The organism is Pantoea sp. nfd-35 (genome assembly GCF_056892255.1).
In genome coordinates this window covers 236,844-256,347 of record NZ_CP122403.1, presented here as the reverse complement: position 1 = coordinate 256,347, position 19,504 = coordinate 236,844, and the positions used below count along the sequence as shown (strand labels likewise).

Here is a 19,504-nt window from a genome sequence, read left to right as displayed (position 1 = left end):
CCCACCGGACTAGAGAAGCCTGAAGGCATCGACCAGCATCCAGATCGTGGTCGCCACTAACGACAGCGCCATCAGGCTGTTAAACAGCTGGCGTTTCCAGTTGATTTGCAGGTGACCGCGCAGGCGGTCACCCAGCGCAGCCCACAATAAAATGCACGGCAGATTGAGCAACATAAAAGCCCCCATCACGGTCAGCACGCCACTGCTGGCGCTGTAGAGCAGTGCCACGTTGCTGGCCATTAACCAGGCTTTTGGATTGATAGCCTGAAAACAGGCCCCACCCACCAGGGTCATGGGCTGCGGCTTTGCACGCGCTTCGGGGGCATTCGCCCGAAATATTTTCCATGACAGCCATAACAAATAACCACATCCCACCAGCGTCAGCGGCAGACGCACAGATGCCATCCAGTGCAGCAGGACTTCCAGCGCCAGCCCCGCAATGACGGTTTGTAGCGCACAGCCAATCAAAATGCCAAACACCATCGGTAACGTCCGGCGCATACCAAAGTTAACACCGGAAGTGGCGAGCAACAGATTATTTGGCCCCGGCGTAATCGACATCACGGTGACATAACTAAAGAAGGAAGGATCGAGCATAGTGGCGTTCCTGATGAAAGAGAGAACACCATGCTACGATCAGAAAAGCTATGGTAACAGAGACAAGAAATCGCTATTTTGATGGGTACAATCAGAACTGATTCCAACTGTACCTGTTACCTGCGGAGGCAATTGTGTCCCCTGAAACTCAGTCCGAGCACAGGCTTTATCAGCAACTGGCCGACAGCTTTGCCGAGGCCATTCACAAGGGCACGCTAAAACCGGGCAAGCGCTTACCCGCCATCCGGCGCGTTGCTCAGTCACATCAGGTCAGCGTGAACACCGTGCTGAATGCCTGGCAGCTGCTGGAGAATCGCGGTCTGATTGAGGCGCGCCCGCAATCGGGCTACTACGTGCGCGGCGTGCTGCCGGTGGTGACGCGAGATGCCCAGCACTCTGCCCGGGTGGTTCGCGATCCAGGCAACGAGAAGCTGGACTTGATTGATAAGGTTTTCGCCGCACAAAATCATCCGGATTACACCAATATTTCGCTGGCCTGTCCGCAGGACAGTGACCTGTTTCCGTCAGCCAGACTGGCGCGCATTACGGCCTCTCTGCTACGTCGCGATCCACAACTTATTGGTCGCTACGCGCTTCCGCCGGGTAGTGAGCGCTTACGGGAGGAGATTGCGCGACGTGCCTTGCATAGTGGCCAGTCGCTCGCCGCCGATGAGATCACCCTTACCCATGGCTGCATGGAGGCACTTCAGCTGGCACTCAGGGCGGTGACCCGGCCGGGTGATTGTGTCGGTCTGGAATCCCCCACCTATTTCTTCCTGTTTCCCCTGCTGGCATCGCTGGGCCTAAAGGCACTGGAGATTCCTACCGATCCTCAGCGCGGCCTGTCGCTGGATGCACTTGAGATGCTGCTCCAGGAAAAGCGTATTCAGGCGCTGGTTGCCATGCCCTCTGCGCAGAACCCGCTGGGCTTTGGAATGTCGTTGCCCGACAAGAAAAGGCTCGCAAAGTTAGTGAACACTTACAACGTTCCTTTGATTGAGGACGGGCTTTACGATGAGTTGCAGTTTGACTGGCCGCTGTCTCCTACGGTGAAGTCATTCGATCAGCATGGCTGGGTGCTCTACTGCACCAGTTTCACGAAAACCGTTGCACCCGATTTTCGCATCGGCTGGATTGCAGCCGGCCGCTTTCATGATTCCATTGCACGCCTTAAAGCCGTGTCATCCATGGCGGAATCGGCCCTGCTGTCTGAAACGCTGGCAGAATTTCTTGCCAACGGAGGCTATGACCACCATCTGCGCAGCCTGCGCCGTAGCTATGCCAGCAATCTGGATGAAGCGCGCGGTTTGATTGCGCAGCATTTTCCTCAGGGTACCCGGGCTACGTTACCGCGCGGCGGCTTCGTTTTTTGGGTCGAACTGCCCGGCAATGTGAATACCACAGAGATGTTTACCCGTCTGTTGAAAGAGCAGATTTGTGTCACGCCAGGTGCACTGTATTCGCTGAGCGAGCGCTATAACCATGCATTGCGCCTCTCATGCTGCTATCCGTTTGATCAGCGCTATGTTCGCGCCATCATCCGCGCGGGGGCGGTTGCCTGCGAACTCGCTGGCCTGCCGCCGGGCCAGGATCAGGGCGTGCCATTACGTCCCCAAATGGTATAGCCATGCCGTTCAGTGAGGCGTTCGTAGTAGGTCCGCACGGCCGGTAAATCAGGATGGTCAAGCGGCGTTTCAAACCAGCGGTTAACGGCCAGCCCAATAGGGATGTCCGCCAGACTGAAGTTACGCCCGGCAACGTAGCGACCGGTATGTTCCAGCTGCTGATTGAGGATGCCCATGGTGTGGGACCAGCCTTTACAGGCGGCGGCCAACAGTCTTGGGTCCTGATGGGCGGGCGAATTACGCACCAGTGACATAAACGCATAGCGCCATGAGGTGTTAAGTTCCGTCGACTGCCAGTCCATCCACTGATCCACCGGCGCACGCGCACGCGGATTGTCGGGATAGAGCCAGTCGCCACCGTAGGCGGTGGCCAGATAGCGTAGAATGGCGTTGGACTCCCACATCGTCAGGTCTTCATCAATCAACACCGGGATCATGGCGTTAGGATTAAGCGCGATAAATTCAGGAGAGTGCGTGGATTTGTACCCTTCTCCCCACTCTTCACGTTCGTAGAGCAGGTCCAGTTCGTCACACAGCCAAAGTACTTTGCGCACGTTGATTGAGGAGGCGCGTCCAAGAATTTTTAACATAGCAGGCTCCATCCAGTTGCTTAACTTATTCATAGCCCTGTTAACTGACATAAGCAATTGCCGGAGCAAGAAAAAACATCTTTACCTCATTCACAAGGAGTCAAAATGCACGTTGCGTTTAAACAAGTAGATGTATTTACTTCGGCCGCGTTTAACGGCAATCCCCTGGCCGTCATCATGGATGCACAAGGTCTGGACGACAGCCAGATGGCGGCCATCGCACGCTGGACTAACTTATCTGAAACGACCTTTGTCCTGCCGCCGCAGGATAATCAGGCCGACTACCGCGTGCGTATCTTCACCGTAGAGGGCGAACTGCCCTTTGCCGGCCATCCGACGCTCGGTACCGCTCATGCTTTACTGGAAGCGGGCTTCCAGACAAAAACGCCGGGGGTAATAATTCAGGAATGCGGCGTGGGCAACGTGAAGATAAAAATTGCCGACGACAGCACGCTGGCCTTTGCCGCGCCAAAAGCCACCTTAACACCGTTTCATGATGCGCTTATCAGCGCGGCGCTCAACAGCCATGCGCTCGATACCGCGCAGGATGCCGTGGTGGTCGATATGGGCATCCGCTGGCTGCTGATCCCGATGATCAGTGCCGATGCGGTCCTGGCAATTAAGCCTGATATTGCGGATTTACAGCGGCTTGTCCATCACGCCAACGTCACTGGCATTATGCCATTCGGCCCACTGCCCGCAGGAGAAGCGGAACAGTACGAGGTTCGCGGCCTGATAATTGAGCATGGAAGCCTGACCGAAGATCCGATCACCGGCAGCGCCAATGCCTGTCTGGCACGTTACTTCGCCGCTCAGGGCAAAACGCAGGATTATCGCGTCCGTCAGGGTACTCAGGTAAACCGACAGGGACGCGTGACGGTGGAATATCAGGGCGATACGATCTGGATCGGGGGGAAAACCGTGACGGTGATAGAGGGCACCATCAGGCGCTAACCCGGAAGCCGCCCTAAAATTACAGCGCCTGACCACCCGATGCTTCGATACGCTGCGCAGTGATCCAGCTGGTTTCCTCACTGAGGATGGCGCAAACGGCATCGCCGATATCGTCTGGCAGGCCCACCCGGCCCAGGGCGGTTAATGCGGCGATAGTGTCATTGACCGTTTTATCATCACGCACGCGCCCGCCGCCAAAGTCGGTCTCAATGGCACCCGGCGCCAGGATGTTAACGCGAATGCGCCGCTCGCCCAGTTCTTTAGCCTGATAGCGCGTCAGCACTTCCATCGCGCCCTTCATTGAGGCATAGGTTCCGGAACCGGGGTACGTCAGGCGGGTTAATCCGCTGGAGATATTCAGAATGCGCCCGCCGTCTGCTATCGCAGGCAATAGCGTCTGAGTCAGGAAGTAAGGCCCCTTGAAATGCACATTCATCAGCGCATCAAATTCAGCCTCGGTGGTCTCAATAAAAGGTTTATAGTGCCCATGGCCGGCATTGTTCACTAAATAATCAAATGTCTCACGCTGCCAGTGCTGTTGCAGTGCATTTTTCACTTCAGACATGAAACGATCAAACTGGCTCAGGTCGCCGACATCCAGCTGGAGCGCCACTGCGCGGCCGCCTGCGCTTTCAATTTCCCTTACCACGTCCTGCGCTTCATGTTGATGACTGCGGTAGGTCAGAATGATATCCCGGCCCTTAGCCGCCAGTTTTACCGCTGCATTCCGGCCTAAACCGCGATTAGCGCCCGTGATCAAGACGATTTTACTATTCATGTTGATTTCCTGTTGCAAAATTGAACACAGGTTGAAGATATTCTTTAATAATTGTTCTATAAACGCTTAAGAACGAGCAGCACTGTTCCACTTACAACAACAATCGGCAGGCCATATGGATAAAATTCATGCAATGCAGGTTTTCGTCAGAGTTGCAGAGATGGGCAGTTTTACGGCAGCAGCAGAAAGTCTTGGGCTGCCAAAAGGAAGCGTCTCGCGACAAATTCAGGCGCTGGAAAATCAGATGGGAACGCGTCTTTTGCACCGCACCACTCGTCGGGTGCAACTTACCCAGGATGGCTTAGTTTATTACGACCGCTGTCTGGATTTGCTGTCGATGATTAGTGATATGGATAGCCTGTTCCAGCACGATCCCGCCACTTTAAGCGGTAAGCTACGGGTGGATATGTCCGCCGCGATGGCGACCGATCTGATCCTGCCCCGCCTGCCAGAATTTTTGCAGCATTATCCCGGCGTTGAAATCGAGCTCAGCAGCAACGATCGCCAGGTTGACGTTATCCGCGAAGGGTTTGACTGCGTGATCCGCGTTGGCGAGCTGAAGGATTCGGGCCTCATCGCCCGCCGTATCGGCACCCACACCTTAATTAACTGCGCCAGCCCTGGCTATCTTTCACGTTTTGGCCGGCCGATTCGGCTTGAAGAGCTGTCGCAGCATGCCATGGTGCATTACAGTCAGCAGCTCGGCCAGCCTGCCCAGGGCTTTGAGTTTTTCGATGGCAAGCAGTGCCACTATGTGCACACCGGCGGGGTTGTCACCGTCAACAGCACCGAAACCTATCGCGCGGCCTGCCTCGCGGGGCTGGGCATTATACAGGTGCCGACCGTGGGGATTCACAAATATCTGGAAAGCGGTGAGTTGGTGGAGGTGCTGCATGCCTTCCCGGCAAAACCGATGCCGATTCATTTACTTTATCCCCATCGCCGTAACGTCGCCCGTCGCGTTCGGGTATTTATGGAGTGGTTAAGTCAGGTGCTTCAGGAGTATGTCACCTGAGAGGCTATAATGTGTTTTTTACGTTTAACAGGAAGTGAATGTCTATGACAGACGAACAGGACAACGCAAAAGACGCACAGTCACCCAAACCACTGATTGATATCAAAACAGGTAACAAGTCTGTCGATCGTTCGATCGTGCGGGTTTCACGTTTTGCCACCTGGTTTCAGGCCATACCCGCCGTTGCCCATTTTATTCGTGCGCTTGACCGGTTTAACGATCGTCTCGGTAGCCAGTTTGGCGCAGCCATTACCTATTTTTCATTTTTATCATTAATCCCGATTTTAATGGTGTCCTTTGCCGCCGTGGGTTTTGTGCTGGCATCGAATCAGGATCTGCTGACCGATATCATCAACAAAATCGTCAGCAGCATCAGCGATCCCTCACTGGCAACGACCTTGAAAAATACCGTCAACACGGCCATTCAACAGCGCGCGACCGTGGGGATTACGGGTCTGCTGTTGGCGCTATATTCGGGCCTGAACTGGATGGGCAACCTGCGGGAAGCGATTCGCGCTCAGTCGCGTGACGTCTGGGAACGCCAGCCCGACGATAAAGAGAAAATCTGGAAACGCTATATTCGCGACTTCTTATCGCTGACAGGATTGATGCTGGCTCTGGTCATTACCCTGTCGTTAACCTCTGTCGCAGGCTCTGCCCAGGCGATGATCGTGAGCGCGTTAGGTCTGGATGGCATCGAATGGTTACGTCCTGCGCTGACAATTATCGCGACCTCGATTTCCGTAATGGCAAACTATTTGTTGTTCCTGTGGATTTTCTGGATTTTGCCTCGCCATAAGCCCCGTAAGAAGGCGCTGCTGCGCGGTACGCTGCTGGCGGCAGTGGGTTTCGAAATCATCAAGTTTGTCATGACGCTGACCTTACCAAAACTGGCCACCTCGCCCTCAGGTGCCGCATTTGGGTCGGTATTGGGATTAATGGCCTTCTTTTATTTCTTTGCTCGTCTGACGCTGTTTTGCGCCGCATGGATTGCCACCGCGAAATACAAAGACGATCCGCGTATGCCGGAAAAAGGCGCGCTAACCACTCACAAATGACAATACTGCGTTAAACCAGCGTAAAATATCCCCCTCCGGTTATTTATTCATCAACTTACAGGATGAATAACTGAGGGGTCACTTTTCTTCAGCGCTTTCTTAGAGTATCTCGCCATATTTGCGTCACTTAACGCTGCCATTCTCCGGCATTTAACACATCACAAAAATTTTCCACTTTTGCCGGCGCAACGTCGCTAACCACGCGGCTTTCCGCCATTGAATGCCGTTATACAGGTGCGTAAGATTCCCTATCTGTCATTAAAAATAAGAAACATTTATGCAAGCCTCCATCTCAGAACCGCTCGATCAGCAAAACGATCCCACGCCAGTAAACTCACGAAGTAAAGTGGTTATCGCCTCGCTGGTTGGCACCGCTATCGAATTCTTCGATTTCTATATTTATGCCACCGCAGCCGTCATCGTTTTCCCTCATATCTTCTTTCCTCAGGGTGATGCGACCGTCGCGACGTTGCAGTCGCTGGCCACCTTTGCGATTGCGTTCATCGCCCGTCCCATCGGCTCTGCCCTGTTTGGTCACTTTGGCGATCGCGTAGGCCGTAAAGCCACCTTGGTTGCCTCACTGCTGACGATGGGGATCTCGACCGTGGTTATCGGTTTATTACCCAGCTACCAGAGCATTGGCGTTCTGGCTCCGCTGCTGTTGGCGCTGGCGCGTTTTGGTCAGGGGTTGGGCCTGGGCGGTGAGTGGGGCGGCGCAGCCCTGCTGGCGACGGAAAATGCACCTGCCAAAAAGCGGGCGCTGTACGGCTCCTTCCCGCAGTTGGGCGCACCGATTGGCTTTTTCTTTGCCAACGGCACCTTTCTACTGCTCTCCTGGCTGCTGACCGATGAGCAATTTATGCAATGGGGCTGGCGCGTCCCTTTTGTTCTGTCTGCCGTACTGGTCTTGATTGGTCTGTACGTACGCGTATCGCTGCATGAAAGCCCGGTATTCGCCAAAGTACAGAAAGAGAAGAAACAGGTACGTGTGCCGATTGCCTCGCTCCTGAGCAAACATCTGACGGCAACGATACTTGGCACCTTTATCATGCTTGCCACCTATACGCTGTTTTACATCATGACCGTTTACTCAATGAGTTACGGCACCGCCGCCGCGCCAGCCGGACTGGGGATATCCCGTAACAGTATGCTGTGGATGCTGATGATGGCGGTGATTGGATTTGGCGTGATGGTGCCGATTGCGGGCCTGCTTGCTGACCGCTTTGGTCGCCGTAAAACCATGATCGTCATTACGCTGATGATTATTGGCTTTTCATTCCTGTTTCCGGCCATGCTGGGATCCGGCTCTCAGGCGCTGGTGATGGCGTTCCTGCTGCTGGGCTTGAGCATTATGGGGCTGACGTTTGGCCCGATGGGTGCGCTGCTGCCTGAGCTGTTCCCGACGGAAGTGCGTTATACCGGCGCATCCTTCTCCTATAATCTGTCGTCGATTTTAGGTGCGTCGGTTGCGCCCTATATTGCGACCTGGCTGAACGCGCACTATGGCCTATATGCTGTCGGATTGTACCTGGCTTCCATGGCTTTTCTGACGCTGATTGCACTGATTGCCTGCAAAGAAACCCGGCATCAAACGCTGTATGAAGTGTGATACCCGATAACGTTAAAGACACTCAACCCGGCTCAGGCCGGGTTTTTTATCGTTTCCGATCACGCTATTTCGCTTTAAGCCAGGCCATAAAATCGTCGATAAAGACACGGGTTTTTAGTGGTAACAGACGGTTGGGTAAGGTAATGGCGTAAGTGGTCATTGAGAGCGTATTTTCAATCCGCCAGTCTGGTAACACGCGGCGTAACTGCCCGTTGAGCAAATAACCATTTGCAATAAAGGTGGGGATTAACGCAATACCCACACCCTGCAATATCGCATCGATCATGGCATCACTGTTATTTATCATCAGCCGGGGCGTAAGTGTAACGCTCTCCATCGTGTCGTTTAACCAGAAACGCCATTCACCGCGAAACTGTGCGTCGTCAGGGAAGAAAATATTATGCTGTTTGAGGTCGCCCGGCATATCAGGCAGCCTTTGATCGTAGTGCTCTGCACATACTAAAACATAGTCAACAGGCATTAATGCCCGCGCTACCATATTGATGGGTGGCGTATCCGTGACGCGCAATGCCAGGTCGTACGACTCATGCGTGAGATTAATCAGATGGTCAGTGAGATTGAGCTCAATATTGATTTCAGCATAGCGTCGCAGAAAACCAGGCAGGAACGGCGTCAGTAAAATCTTCCCAAGCGTTGTCGGCGCAGTAATACGCAGTAACCCCTTAGGGACATCGCTGTAACTGTCTGCCTGAGAAAACAGGGATTTAGTTGCGGCGATAACTGATAAAGCCTGGTGATATATTTCCTGCCCGGCCTCGGTCACAGCGAGCGCGCGCGTCGAGCGGGTAAAGAGTAAAACATTTAGCCTTTTTTCCAACCTGTCTATCATACGACTCACTGAAGACGGCGTCATGGATAGCGCTCTGGCAGCTGAGGAAAAGCTACCACTTTCAACCACCTGAACAAACAAAACCAATCCAGGCAAGACTTCCGTTAATTCATTTATGTTCTTCACGCACAGCTCTTTTGCATCTCAACTATCTAGCCAAGCTAGCACTGAACAGTATGATGTTCAACAGAGGTTTACATCCGTGAAACCTTATTATTCTTAATACTTTAATTACAGGCTAGCTATGTTTGAACATGCAGTAATCAAACGCATTGAACAACATGACGTATTAAATGTTGGTGTGAGTTTAGGTTTTAAAGGCCTTTCGCAGCGCGACCCCCTCAACAACAGCTGGAATGGATTTGATATTGATTTGGCACGCGCTGTGGCTATCAGCGTACTGGGAGACGGCGGCAAAATCCATTTTATACCTTTGCAATCGGCTGATCGCTTCCAGGCCCTACGTGATGGCGTCATCGATCTTGGCACCTTTAACGCTAGCGTGACCTTTCAGCGCGAAGCGGAGTACGGCATTAATTTCCTACATCCGATGTTGTTTGATGGGGAAGTGCTGATGACTCCGCGCAGTAACCTCACTGAAGAAACGCCACAAGCCAGGTTCACTCGTCAGCGTCGTATTGCTGCGATGCGTGGCTCAACAACTGAAGAGAACCTCACTCGCTATTTTGATGAACTTAACCTGCCCTGTGAGATTCTGCTATTTGACTCTCCGCAGCAAGCGAGGCAAGCCTACGAATCAGGAGAATGTGATATCTACTGTCTGGATGGTTATCTGCTAGCGGGTGAACATCACCAGTTAACAGACAGCAGCCAACATCTTATCCTGGACGATCGCATTTCACTTGAGGCAATGGCACCCGCCGTTAGCGCCAGTGATTCACAGTGGTATATTGCGACAAAATGGGTTATGCGCGCACTGATTGAAGCTGAGAATCTGGGTATTACCCAAAAAAACATTTTAGAAAAAAGTGATAATCCTGAGGGTTATTTAAAAACGTTTCTCTATCCCGATGTGAATTTGTGTTCGCAACTCGGTCTACAACCTGACTTTATTAGAGAGATAATACGTAAAATTGGCAACTATGGTGAGATTTTTGAGCGTAACCTGGGTAAAAACTCAGAATTAAAACAACAGCGCCGCGACAATAAACCTTGGGCGGAAGGCGGAATGCTCTGGTCACCTCTTTTTATTTGATTTCTTAAATTCAATGGCATGGAAACATTATGACTGATTTACTGACCTTAGAACCTACGCAAACAATATTAACGGGTTCAAAAAAAACAAACTTTGGCTATCTGGAATCAACAGATGGCGTTATTAACTTCTCCATTGTTAAAAACATTATTCTTAACGGCCATCATCATGGCAATGTTTTATATGTTATTCGTAATTACGCATCAAAAGCCGTGTGCGAAAAACTTGCAAAAAACTTTGATTACAGGGTCACCCAAAGTGGAGGGAATCGCGCTGACGATGGCTTTGTTTTAACCAATCAGATCGGTGCAACGCAGTTTTCGCGTAATGGTGAACAATATATTCATGAGGTCAATCGTGTGAACCAAAGCGTCGCCGACCTGATGAAAGCAACCAGCGCAGAAGATAGTGAATCACTTTTCCTCAACCTGACGCTGGAAAAAGAATTTTTAGAACGAGGTATTCATTTTGGTCCGGCACGATTCAAAAACGGCTATGCCTGTTTTGCAACCTTTCGTCGCTGGCTTGATAACGGTGTGATGTCACTTATGCCACATGAAGATATGGCACAGGTTGACTTTGCAAAAGAAGACGGCTTTGAGATTGCGAATACTCAAACTGTAACAGCCTATAATGTTTGTCTGGAAGCTGCGCAGGGTGGTGGCCAACTTAAAATCTGGAATCTCATTCCCGACCAGGTGTGCCGTGAAACACTTGGCGTAACACGAACAGGTTATCCTTATCCACCCCATCTGTTAAATGAAACCGAATCCCTTTCTGTTCAGCTTAATGCTGGCGATCTTTACTTTATGAATGCTTGTCACTTACACGGCGTAAGCAGTGTAAGTGAAGGAAGCCGACTTACTGCTGGACGATTTATTGGAAAACTGAATGACCGTAAGGTGGTTTACTGGACATAGCTTATGGAATGTATTTAAAACTATCCTTTTAATGCAGAGATAAATAAATGATGGAATATGCAACGCATCTCTCCAGGCAAGGCTATGCCTTTATTCCCGGTGATTATTATCGTTCAACTGAAGCCATGCAGTTTTCGAATAAAGAAGATTTCTTAGATGAGCTGGAAGAATTAAAAAAAGGCTATGAGAATTTACTTCTTGATCCTTATTCGCCAGGAAACCGCTGGCGCGGTTATGCTCAATGCAAAAAAAATGAAAAGGGCGAATTAACCTTTGGAAAATTCAACCCTTATAAACAAACAAAAGCTTTTAATCCTGATACTGGTGATATTGTTCGCGATTATCCGCTATTGCCTGAAGCGATCACCCGCAATCGTCTGTTTCAAACGCTGTTGCACGATGATTTATCGTTAGTAGACGCTTATGAAAGCATTGGCCCTGTCGACAGCCTGACCATTGGCATTCATTTTTTTCGTTATCAGGCCACGGAAAATGAGCCTGCTTATAGCTCGCCCGTCTGGCTGCATAAAGACGATGAAGACGTGGTGTTTGTGCATATGATTAATGCCTCACCGAATATGCTGGGCGGAGACAGTCTGATTGCCAGCCATCCTCGCAGCATTGATCGCGTGCTGCGTCTGGAACAGCTTTTTGACACCTTAGTGGTTAATCACGACAAACTTCATGCCGTCACTCCCGTTGGCGCACGTGAAAACAGTGGCCCTGCTCAACGCGACATCATTCTGATCACGTTTCAGAAAAACGAGGAGAAGACAGCATGTCCGGTCTGAAGCTTAAAGCCATTATCACGGGGGCATCCAGCGGAATTGGCCGCGCGCTGGTCAAGGCTTTCCTGGACAAAGGTTATCAGGTTGAGGGTATCGATCGTTCATCATCGGAATTTAACGATACGTCAGCCTATCGCCATCATCAGCTGGACGTGACTGACTCAGTCAGCCTGGCTGCACTTTTCGAAACTCTGGAGTACGGCGAGGCTAATAATGTTCTGATTAACTGTGCCGGTACGCGTGAAATTTGCAGTATCGCGGATTTAACGCTGGCGCAGTGGGAATCCGTTTTTGCCCTTAACGTGACAGCCAGTTTTATAGCAGGTCGTGCTTTTTGCCAACAGTTGGTAAACCAGAACCGCCCCGGAAATATGGTTAATTTGGCCTCCGTTTCAGGATTGATGGGCGAGCCTGATCGAACGGCTTATGTCTCATCGAAACATGCCGTCATTGGACTGACGAAACAACTGGCACTCGAATACGGCAAACACGGTATTCGTGTCAATGCGATTGCGCCCGGCGTTATTCGTACGCCACTGACGGAGTCTTATTACCACGATGACTCGCAGCTTGAAAAAATTAAGCGTGGCCAGTTTTTACCGGTACTGGGTGAGACAGGTGACGTTGCCGAAGCGGCACTTTATCTGACCGCCCCGGAGAATCGTTTTGTCACAGGTTCAACACTGGTCATCGATGGTGGCTGGACGCTGGGAAAAGATCTTTAACTTTCTTGGGTCAGATAAACGGCCCAACCTCTTTGCAGGAGAAGCAACATGGATAAGCGTTATATATTAATTTTAGGCGGTGAGTTTTCCCTTCGTGAACGTGTATTAGCAGGTGCACTGCGCGCAGCAGGCGGAATGCAGGTGCTCACCATGGCAAAAAATCGTACCAATGCCGCAATCAAATTTTTTGACGGCTATTTGTCAGGTGATGTCGCCGATGAAAACGCCGTATTGGATGCAGTAAAAGCCCATGAAGCCTCAACCGGATGCAAACCCGCCGCGGCTATCCCCATGAATGATTTCACTGTCCGCGCCGCCAGTCTGGTGGCTGAACATTATCAGCTTCATGGCAATAGTCGTCAGACTATTCATAATTGCCGTGACAAGTTTGTCATGAAGCAACTGCTGGAGAAGGCCGGATTACCGGTGCCACGTTTTGCCGCATTCAGTACGCTGGAAGAACTCAGACACCATATTCGTGATATTGGGCTGCCTGTCGTTATTAAGCCCCGTGAAATGGCAGGTAGTCTTGGTGTTCTGAAGATTACCCGTGAAGAGGAGATTGAACCGAGCTTTGCCAGAAGTGTGGCTGACGTCATCTCACTTAACGGTGAATCCTATGCTCCCGAAGACCTGTTCCAGGTGGAAGAGTACGTTCCCTCCCTTCAGGAAGTCAGCGTCGAGGTAATAAATCAAGGTGACTACCACAAAGCTATTGCGGTAACGGATAAATACCTGGGCGAGGAACCTCATTTTGTTGAAGTGGGGCACAGTGTCCCTTCCGTTCATGCCAGTAACCCACAGTTGCGGGATATCGCGGAGCGCGCCTGTCATGCCCTGGGCATTCATTATGGCGTGGCGCATTTTGAAGCGCGAATTACCCCCGCCGGAGAGATCAAAATCATTGAAGTGGGTGCCCGCACCGGCGGCGACACGATTATGGATCTGGTTGAACGGAGCTATGGCATTAATCCTTATGAGCTGCATGTAGCAAGCCATTTAAACGCGCTTAAACCCCTTGCAGAACCTTTAGTGCCGAAAGGCCTGAGTGCAGTGGCCTTTATAAAAGCGCCTGTCGGCACAATTGAGAAAGTGACGCTTCCTGCCAGCCTTCCTGATCACATTGTGAATATGCAGATCACCGCAAAACCGCTGGATACATCGAAGAAGCTCGAGTCCTGGAAAACACGTGAGGGATCGGTAGAGTTTTTTTGGCCCAGCCGGAAACCGGAAACCGGTTTTAATGAGCATCTACGCACAGCGGATGACCTGGCGACTACGCTCTTTACCTTACGCCAGGCGTAATTATTTTTGAGCCGCTGCAAAGCGGCTTTCAAGCAGGAGTACCCTTATGTCTGCTGAAAACTTCGGTTTAAAGCGCTTCGTTTTTTCCCGTTTTGTCGGCGCGTTGTGCGATCAGTTCTTACTGTTTGCTGTTCCTCTGGCTATTCTCAAGGCGACAGGGTCGCTTACGCTTTCATCCCTGGCCTTTGTCATTGAATGGCTGCCACGCATTATTTTCTTCCCGTTATCGGGATTTATGGCTGACCGCATCAAGCCCCGTTTCATCTTTTTCAATGTCGATGCTCTTCGTGCCTTACTGATGGGGGCCGTCTTCGCCCTTCTTTACTGGTATCCGGGGTCAACTTTTCCGGCCCTGGCCGCGATGATGGCTTTGTTGTCTGTAGCCTATGTACTCAACTTTGTGGCCACGGATGCCCTCTTGCCTCGTCATTTGTCCAGTGAAGCCTTGCCGAAAGCCCACTCCATGCTCCAGGGCGTCGATCAAATCACTATGGTATTGGGGCCTGCTATCGCGGTTGCGATTTCTTCGTGGGGCGGCATCGACAGCATTTTGATCGTCGCAGCTGTTCTGTTTGCCATTTCGGCTATTAATTATCTTTTTTTGGAAACACACGATCTAGAGGTGACAGAAAAGCTAGGGTTTCATACCTTACTGGCATCTAACCGAACGGCATTGCACGTGCTCAAGAAAAACAAAATACTGCTGCATCTTTGCGCCCTGACCTGGGTCGTGAATCTGGTTTACGGCGCGGCGCTGGTCGTGAGCGCAGCGGTCATTTTAAAAGAGTTCAACCTGTCCGATCGCTACTTTGGCGCCTTGCAGACAACAGCAGCTCTCGTCACTATCGTGGCATTCTTCTTTGTTCCCAGGTTTGCCAGCCGCTTTGGTTTGTCCACGTTGGGAACATTTTCGTTTTGCGCCATGATTCTTGCGGGTGCCATAATGTCGCTGTCCGTTGATTACGCAATGTATCTGGCAGGCTATGCTGTGCTGATGGCTTTTGACGGTGCATTCAGTGTTTATTTGCGCACGTTGAGAAGCCAGGTCATTCCTAAAGAACATTTAGGGAAAACCATGGGAATTATTGGCTTGATGAACATGTGTTCAGTACCGGCGAGTGGGGCTGTGGTATCGCTGCTGTCCGGGCATTTTATGCCGCTGCAAATCATTAGCATTATTCTGGTTGCCGCATTAGTGTTTGGCTTGCTTTTGATTTTCTTCGGGCGCCGTGTCTTTGGCTATAAAAGTTTATTACCCCCAGTGATCGTGTCAGAGCCATCCTGTTAACTTTTTTCATACCTGAATTTTCATAACAAGCCGCAGGCTTAATACATAAAAAGGGCGCAGCCAGATGGCTGCGCCCTTTTTGCATGTGCTGTTTTGCTGAAAACAGTGGCGGTGCGGCTTAGCCCGCAACCGCGATGCGTTTCATATCCGTCATGTAGCCACGCAGTTTGCGGCCTACCTGCTCGATAGGATGCTGACGAACGGCTTCGTTAACGTCGCGCAGCTGTGCGTTATCCACCTGAGTGCCTTCAATGGCTTTGCCCAGATCGCCCGGCTGCAGCGTGGTCATGAACTCTTTCAGCAGTGGAACGGCCGCGAAGGAGAACAGATAGTTACCGTACTCAGCGGTATCAGAAATCACCACGTTCATTTCGTACAGGCGCTTACGGGCAATGGTGTTGGCAATCAGCGGCAGCTCATGCAGCGATTCGTAGTAAGCCGACTCTTCGATGATGCCTGCATCAACCATCGTTTCAAATGCCAGCTCAACGCCCGCTTTGACCATCGCAACCATGACAACGCCTTTATCGTAATACTCCTGCTCTTCGATTTTGCCATCGAACTGAGGTGCGGTTTCGAACGCGGTTTTACCGGTCTCTTCGCGCCAGGTCAGCAGTTTCTTATCGTCGTTAGCCCAGTCGGCCATCATGCCCGCAGAGAAATCGCCGGAAATGATGTCATCCATGTGCTTCTGGAACAGAGGGGCCATGATGCCTTTCAGCTGCTCAGACAGCGCGTAAGCACGCAGTTTGGCCGGATTCGACAGGCGATCCATCATCAGCGTAATGCCACCAAACTTCAGGGATTCGGTGATGGTTTCCCAGCCAAACTGAATCAGTTTTTCGGTGTATGCCGCATCGTGACCTTCTGCCACCAGCTTGTCGAAGCACAGCAGAGAACCGGCCTGCAGCATGCCGCATAGAATGGTCTGCTCACCCATCAGGTCAGATTTCACTTCCGCAACGAAAGAGGATTCCAGCACGCCAGCACGGTCGCCACCGGTGGCAGAAGCCCAGGCTTTGGCGATCGCCATGCCTTCACCTTTTGGATCGTTTTCCGGGTGAACCGCGATCAGCGTCGGAACACCGAAACCACGCTTGTATTCTTCACGCACTTCGGTGCCGGGGCACTTCGGCGCAACCATCACGACGGTGATGTCTTTACGGATGGTTTCGCCCACTTCAACAATGTTGAAACCATGTGAATAGCCCAGCGCGGCACCGTCTTTCATCAGTGGCTGTACAGCCTGAACAACGGCGGAGTGCTGTTTGTCCGGCGTCAGGTTGACCACCAGGTCCGCCTGTGGAATCAGTTCTTCGTAAGTGCCAACTTTAAAACCATTTTCTGTCGCTTTACGGAATGAGGCACGTTTTTCAGCGATGGCTTCTGCACGCAGCGTATAGGACACATCCAGACCCGAATCACGCATGTTCAGGCCCTGATTCAGACCCTGAGCACCACAGCCCACAATCACAATCTTTTTGCCTTTCAGGAAGCTGGCGCCATCCGCGAATTCGTCACGCCCCATAAAACGACATTTGCCCAGTTGCGCTAACTGGTTGCGCAGATTCAGTGTATTGAAGTAATTAGCCATGGGTACTCCGGTTAAATGTTGTGTTTGCTTTTGTCTGATGACGGCATAAGGTTCAGCGCCGCGAATGACCCCATCATATGACAGGATTTCTGTTGCTTAAATTGATATATTAACAACGTTACATTGCAATAATTGCAATGCCGTCCTGAGGTGGACCCCCTATGGATTTACGCGATCTCAAATTGTTTTTGCATCTGGCAGAAAGCTGCCATTTTGGCCGCACCGCACGCGCCATGCACGTCAGCCCTTCCACGCTGTCGCGCCAGATCCAACGCCTGGAAGAGGATGTGGGCCACGCCTTATTTCTGCGCGATAACCGCACCGTGGCGCTCACCGAAGCGGGCGAAAGACTTAAGCTGTTTGCCCAACAAACCTTACTGCAGTATCAACAATTGCGCCATGCTATGGATCTCAATGGTCCTTCACTTAGTGGTGAACTGCGCCTGTTTTGCTCGGTGACCGCCGCGTACAGCCATCTGCCCCCTATTCTGGATCGCTTTCGCGCCGAGCATCCTCAGGTCGAAATCAAACTCACCACCGGCGATGCGGCGGATGCGATTGAAACGGTGCAGTCGGGCAATGCAGACCTGGCTATCGCGGGCCGGCCTGAGTCGCTACCGGCCAGCATCGACTTCACCACGCTGGGGCTGCTGCCGCTGGGGCTGATTGCGCCTGCGCTGCCCTGCCCGGTACGCAGTCAGGCAACGGAAGAGGCACCTGACTGGACGCAGATTCCGTTTATTTTGCCCGAGCAGGGGCCGGTTCGTCGGGCCATTGAGCTGTGGTTTCGTCGTCACCGCATTGTTAACCCGTTGATTTACGCCACGGTTGCGGGCCATGAAGCGATCGTTTCCATGGTGGCGCTTGGCTGTGGCATTGCCCTGTTGCCGGATGTGGTGCTGGAAAACAGCCCTGAGCCGGTACGTAACCGGGTGTTACCGCTGGAGAACGTGGAGTCCGTTGCACCACTGGAGCTGGGAGTTTGCGTACAAAAAAAGCGGCTCGGGGAGCCGCTTATCAGTGCGTTCTGGCATCAGTTGTAGTTACTGACCGGCCAGGAAAAAGCGGAACGCCGGGTTATGGGTTTCGTCGTGGAAATCATAGCCCAGGTCGGTAAGGTGCTCTTCAAAACGTGGCTCATCGCTGCCGAGCTCAAACGCCGTGAGCACCCGACCATAATCCGTGCCGTGGCTGCGGTAATGGAACAACGAGATATTCCAGTGCGTGCCCAGCGTTTGCAGAAATTTGAGCAACGCACCGGGCGCTTCCGGGAATTCAAAGCTAAACAAACGCTCACGCAGCGGCTTGGAAGGCCGTCCGCCCACCATGTAACGCACATGCAGCTTCGCCATCTCATCGTCAGACAGATCCACCACCTGATAGCCGTTTTCCGTTAACTGACTAATGATCTCTGCTCGCTCTTCCATCCCGCGCGTCAGGCGCACCCCCACAAAGATGCAGGCTTTGTCGGTGTCGGCATAGCGATAGTTGAATTCGGTAATCGAGCGACCACCCAGCGTCTGGCAGAACTTCAGGAAACTGCCCTGCTGTTCCGGTATGGTGACGGCCAGAAGCGCTTCACGTTGTTCACCCAGCTCGCAGCGTTCAGAAACATAGCGCAAGCCATGGAAGTTAACGTTAGCACCCGACAACACGTGCGCCAGGCGCTCGCCTTTGATGTCATGCTGCTGAACGTATTTCTTCATGCCTGCCAGCGCCAGCGCCCCTGAAGGCTCCGCCACGGCGCGCACATCTTCAAACAGATCTTTCATGGCCGCGCAGATCGCATCGCTGTCCACGGTGACGATATCGTCGAGAAATTCCTGACACAGGCGGAAGGTTTCATTACCGATGCGTTTCACCGCCACACCTTCGGCAAATAATCCCACGCGCGGTAAATCTACCGGCTCACCGGCGTCCAGCGCTGCCTTCAGGCAGGCTGAATCCTCTGACTCTACGGCAATCACTTTGATTTGCGGCATCAGCTGTTTGATCAGGACGGCCACACCGGCAGCCAGACCGCCGCCGCCCACCGGGACAAAGACCCGATCGAGATGGGCGTCCTGCTGCAGCAGTTCCATCGCCAGCGTACCCTGTCCGGCAATAACCGCCGGATGGTCAAACGGTGGGACAAAGGTGTAACCCTGCTGCGTCGCTAACTCGATAGCTTTAGCTTTTGCCTCATCAAAGTTGGCACCAAACAGAAAGGCTTCTCCGCCAAATGCACGCACGGCATCCACCTTAATGTCGGCAGTGGCAAGCGGCATCACGATCAGCGACTTGATGCCCAGCTTCGTGGCGGATAAGGCAACGCCCTGAGCATGGTTACCCGCAGACGCGGTGACGACGCCGCGTGCTTTCTGCTCTTCGTTAAGTCCGGCAATCATCGCGTAAGCACCGCGCAGTTTAAAACTGTGCACCGGCTGGCGATCTTCTCGCTTGACCAGAATGGTATTGCCCAGTCGCGCAGAGATTTTTTCCATCTTCTGCAGTGGGGTAACCTGTGCCACTTCGTATACCGGTGAACGCAATACAGCGCGCAAATACTCGGCGCCGCAGGGCGCCTCGGGTAGCGGTTGAGCCTCAGCCATT

The 19,504-nt window shown here is 52.1% G+C and carries 18 protein-coding genes; 12 read left to right on the top strand and 6 right to left on the bottom strand.

Annotation, left to right across the window (positions count from 1 at the left end; translation table 11 throughout):
- Positions 1–9: 9 nt before the first annotated feature.
- On the bottom strand, positions 10–597 hold the full coding sequence (locus tag P9J57_RS01180; RefSeq protein WP_019106341.1) for a LysE family translocator: 588 nt from the start codon (positions 595–597) through the stop codon (positions 10–12).
- 134 nt (positions 598–731) lie between these two features.
- On the opposite strand from P9J57_RS01180, the gene P9J57_RS01175 reads away from it, so the two are divergent.
- Positions 732–2,222, top strand: coding sequence for an aminotransferase-like domain-containing protein (locus P9J57_RS01175; protein WP_019106340.1), 1,491 nt, complete (start codon positions 732–734; stop codon positions 2,220–2,222).
- On the opposite strand, the gene P9J57_RS01170 is transcribed toward P9J57_RS01175, so the two are convergent.
- Positions 2,189–2,812, bottom strand: a complete 624-nt coding sequence (locus tag P9J57_RS01170) for a glutathione S-transferase family protein (RefSeq protein ID WP_014604785.1) — start codon at positions 2,810–2,812, stop codon at positions 2,189–2,191. The genes P9J57_RS01175 and P9J57_RS01170 overlap by 34 nt on opposite strands.
- Before the next feature lie 105 nt (positions 2,813–2,917).
- Here P9J57_RS01170 and P9J57_RS01165 point away from each other — a divergent pair, with 105 nt between their 5' ends.
- On the top strand, positions 2,918–3,766 hold the full coding sequence (locus tag P9J57_RS01165; RefSeq protein WP_014594858.1) for a PhzF family phenazine biosynthesis protein: 849 nt from the start codon (positions 2,918–2,920) through the stop codon (positions 3,764–3,766).
- Between the two features lie 19 nt (positions 3,767–3,785).
- Here P9J57_RS01165 and P9J57_RS01160 read toward each other — a convergent pair whose 3' ends face one another.
- Positions 3,786–4,544: an SDR family NAD(P)-dependent oxidoreductase gene (locus P9J57_RS01160; RefSeq protein ID WP_019106339.1), complete on the bottom strand. Its 759-nt coding sequence runs from the start codon at positions 4,542–4,544 to the stop codon at positions 3,786–3,788.
- Positions 4,545–4,659: 115 nt separating this feature from the next.
- On the opposite strand from P9J57_RS01160, the gene P9J57_RS01155 reads away from it, so the two are divergent.
- The 3 genes from P9J57_RS01155 (at position 4,660) to P9J57_RS01145 (ending at position 8,226) form a co-directional block, all read left to right on the top strand.
- A complete protein-coding gene (locus tag P9J57_RS01155) occupies positions 4,660–5,559 on the top strand; it encodes a LysR family transcriptional regulator (protein WP_013027650.1) in 900 nt (299 codons plus the stop codon).
- A gap of 38 nt (positions 5,560–5,597) precedes the next feature.
- The gene (gene yhjD, locus P9J57_RS01150) at positions 5,598–6,617 is read left to right on the top strand and encodes an inner membrane protein YhjD (RefSeq protein WP_014594860.1); all 1,020 of its coding nucleotides are present in this window, start codon (positions 5,598–5,600) and stop codon (positions 6,615–6,617) included.
- Positions 6,618–6,894: 277 nt separating this feature from the next.
- A complete protein-coding gene (locus P9J57_RS01145; protein ID WP_013027652.1) occupies positions 6,895–8,226 on the top strand; it encodes an MFS transporter in 1,332 nt (443 codons plus the stop codon).
- A gap of 64 nt (positions 8,227–8,290) precedes the next feature.
- On the opposite strand, the gene P9J57_RS01140 is transcribed toward P9J57_RS01145, so the two are convergent.
- A complete protein-coding gene (locus tag P9J57_RS01140; protein WP_013027653.1) occupies positions 8,291–9,202 on the bottom strand; it encodes a LysR family transcriptional regulator in 912 nt (303 codons plus the stop codon).
- 118 nt (positions 9,203–9,320) lie between these two features.
- On the opposite strand from P9J57_RS01140, the gene P9J57_RS01135 reads away from it, so the two are divergent.
- The 6 genes from P9J57_RS01135 to P9J57_RS01110 are packed head-to-tail and all read left to right on the top strand — an operon-like array spanning position 9,321 to position 15,318.
- On the top strand, positions 9,321–10,292 hold the full coding sequence (locus tag P9J57_RS01135) for an amino acid ABC transporter substrate-binding protein (protein ID WP_014594862.1): 972 nt from the start codon (positions 9,321–9,323) through the stop codon (positions 10,290–10,292).
- Positions 10,293–10,321: 29 nt separating this feature from the next.
- Entirely contained in the window at positions 10,322–11,212 is an 891-nt protein-coding gene (hilA, locus tag P9J57_RS01130; protein WP_014594863.1) for an L-isoleucine 3(1)-dioxygenase, read from the top strand.
- Between the two features lie 47 nt (positions 11,213–11,259).
- Positions 11,260–12,003 (top strand): 3(1)-hydroxy-L-isoleucine 4-dioxygenase HilB, encoded by a 744-nt coding sequence (gene hilB / locus P9J57_RS01125; RefSeq protein WP_116584964.1) that lies wholly within the window; start codon positions 11,260–11,262, stop codon positions 12,001–12,003.
- Positions 11,991–12,725, top strand: coding sequence for an SDR family NAD(P)-dependent oxidoreductase (locus tag P9J57_RS01120; RefSeq protein ID WP_013027657.1), 735 nt, complete (start codon positions 11,991–11,993; stop codon positions 12,723–12,725). Before hilB ends, P9J57_RS01120 begins: the two co-directional genes overlap by 13 nt.
- Before the next feature lie 48 nt (positions 12,726–12,773).
- Positions 12,774–14,030, top strand: a complete 1,257-nt coding sequence (locus tag P9J57_RS01115) for an ATP-grasp domain-containing protein (protein ID WP_014594865.1) — start codon at positions 12,774–12,776, stop codon at positions 14,028–14,030.
- Positions 14,031–14,076: 46 nt separating this feature from the next.
- Entirely contained in the window at positions 14,077–15,318 is a 1,242-nt protein-coding gene (locus P9J57_RS01110) for an MFS transporter (protein WP_013027659.1), read from the top strand.
- 118 nt (positions 15,319–15,436) lie between these two features.
- Here the strand turns inward: P9J57_RS01110 and ilvC are convergent, their stop codons facing one another.
- Positions 15,437–16,912 carry a ketol-acid reductoisomerase gene (gene ilvC, locus P9J57_RS01105; protein WP_013027660.1) on the bottom strand — a complete coding sequence of 492 codons (1,476 nt, stop codon included), beginning with the start codon at positions 16,910–16,912 and terminating at the stop codon, positions 15,437–15,439.
- A gap of 161 nt (positions 16,913–17,073) precedes the next feature.
- On the opposite strand from ilvC, the gene ilvY reads away from it, so the two are divergent.
- Positions 17,074–17,955 (top strand): HTH-type transcriptional activator IlvY, encoded by an 882-nt coding sequence (gene ilvY / locus P9J57_RS01100; protein WP_013027661.1) that lies wholly within the window; start codon positions 17,074–17,076, stop codon positions 17,953–17,955.
- On the opposite strand, the gene ilvA is transcribed toward ilvY, so the two are convergent.
- Positions 17,956–19,503 carry a threonine ammonia-lyase, biosynthetic gene (ilvA, locus tag P9J57_RS01095; protein WP_014604779.1) on the bottom strand — a complete coding sequence of 516 codons (1,548 nt, stop codon included), beginning with the start codon at positions 19,501–19,503 and terminating at the stop codon, positions 17,956–17,958.
- Between the last annotated feature and the right edge of the window lies 1 nt (position 19,504).

Coding starts and splice junctions, on each gene's coding strand:
- P9J57_RS01180 (WP_019106341.1), bottom strand. CDS start 597: ATGCTCGATCCTTCCTTCTTTAGTTATGTCACCGTGATGTCGATTACG.
- P9J57_RS01170 (WP_014604785.1), bottom strand. CDS start 2,812: ATGTTAAAAATTCTTGGACGCGCCTCCTCAATCAACGTGCGCAAAGTA.
- P9J57_RS01165 (WP_014594858.1), top strand. CDS start 2,918: ATGCACGTTGCGTTTAAACAAGTAGATGTATTTACTTCGGCCGCGTTT.
- P9J57_RS01160 (WP_019106339.1), bottom strand. CDS start 4,544: ATGAATAGTAAAATCGTCTTGATCACGGGCGCTAATCGCGGTTTAGGC.
- P9J57_RS01155 (WP_013027650.1), top strand. CDS start 4,660: ATGGATAAAATTCATGCAATGCAGGTTTTCGTCAGAGTTGCAGAGATG.
- yhjD (WP_014594860.1), top strand. CDS start 5,598: ATGTCTATGACAGACGAACAGGACAACGCAAAAGACGCACAGTCACCC.
- P9J57_RS01145 (WP_013027652.1), top strand. CDS start 6,895: ATGCAAGCCTCCATCTCAGAACCGCTCGATCAGCAAAACGATCCCACG.
- P9J57_RS01135 (WP_014594862.1), top strand. CDS start 9,321: ATGTTTGAACATGCAGTAATCAAACGCATTGAACAACATGACGTATTA.
- hilA (WP_014594863.1), top strand. CDS start 10,322: ATGACTGATTTACTGACCTTAGAACCTACGCAAACAATATTAACGGGT.
- hilB (WP_116584964.1), top strand. CDS start 11,260: ATGATGGAATATGCAACGCATCTCTCCAGGCAAGGCTATGCCTTTATT.
- P9J57_RS01120 (WP_013027657.1), top strand. CDS start 11,991: ATGTCCGGTCTGAAGCTTAAAGCCATTATCACGGGGGCATCCAGCGGA.
- P9J57_RS01115 (WP_014594865.1), top strand. CDS start 12,774: ATGGATAAGCGTTATATATTAATTTTAGGCGGTGAGTTTTCCCTTCGT.
- P9J57_RS01110 (WP_013027659.1), top strand. CDS start 14,077: ATGTCTGCTGAAAACTTCGGTTTAAAGCGCTTCGTTTTTTCCCGTTTT.
- ilvC (WP_013027660.1), bottom strand. CDS start 16,912: ATGGCTAATTACTTCAATACACTGAATCTGCGCAACCAGTTAGCGCAA.
- ilvY (WP_013027661.1), top strand. CDS start 17,074: ATGGATTTACGCGATCTCAAATTGTTTTTGCATCTGGCAGAAAGCTGC.
- ilvA (WP_014604779.1), bottom strand. CDS start 19,503: ATGGCTGAGGCTCAACCGCTACCCGAGGCGCCCTGCGGCGCCGAGTAT.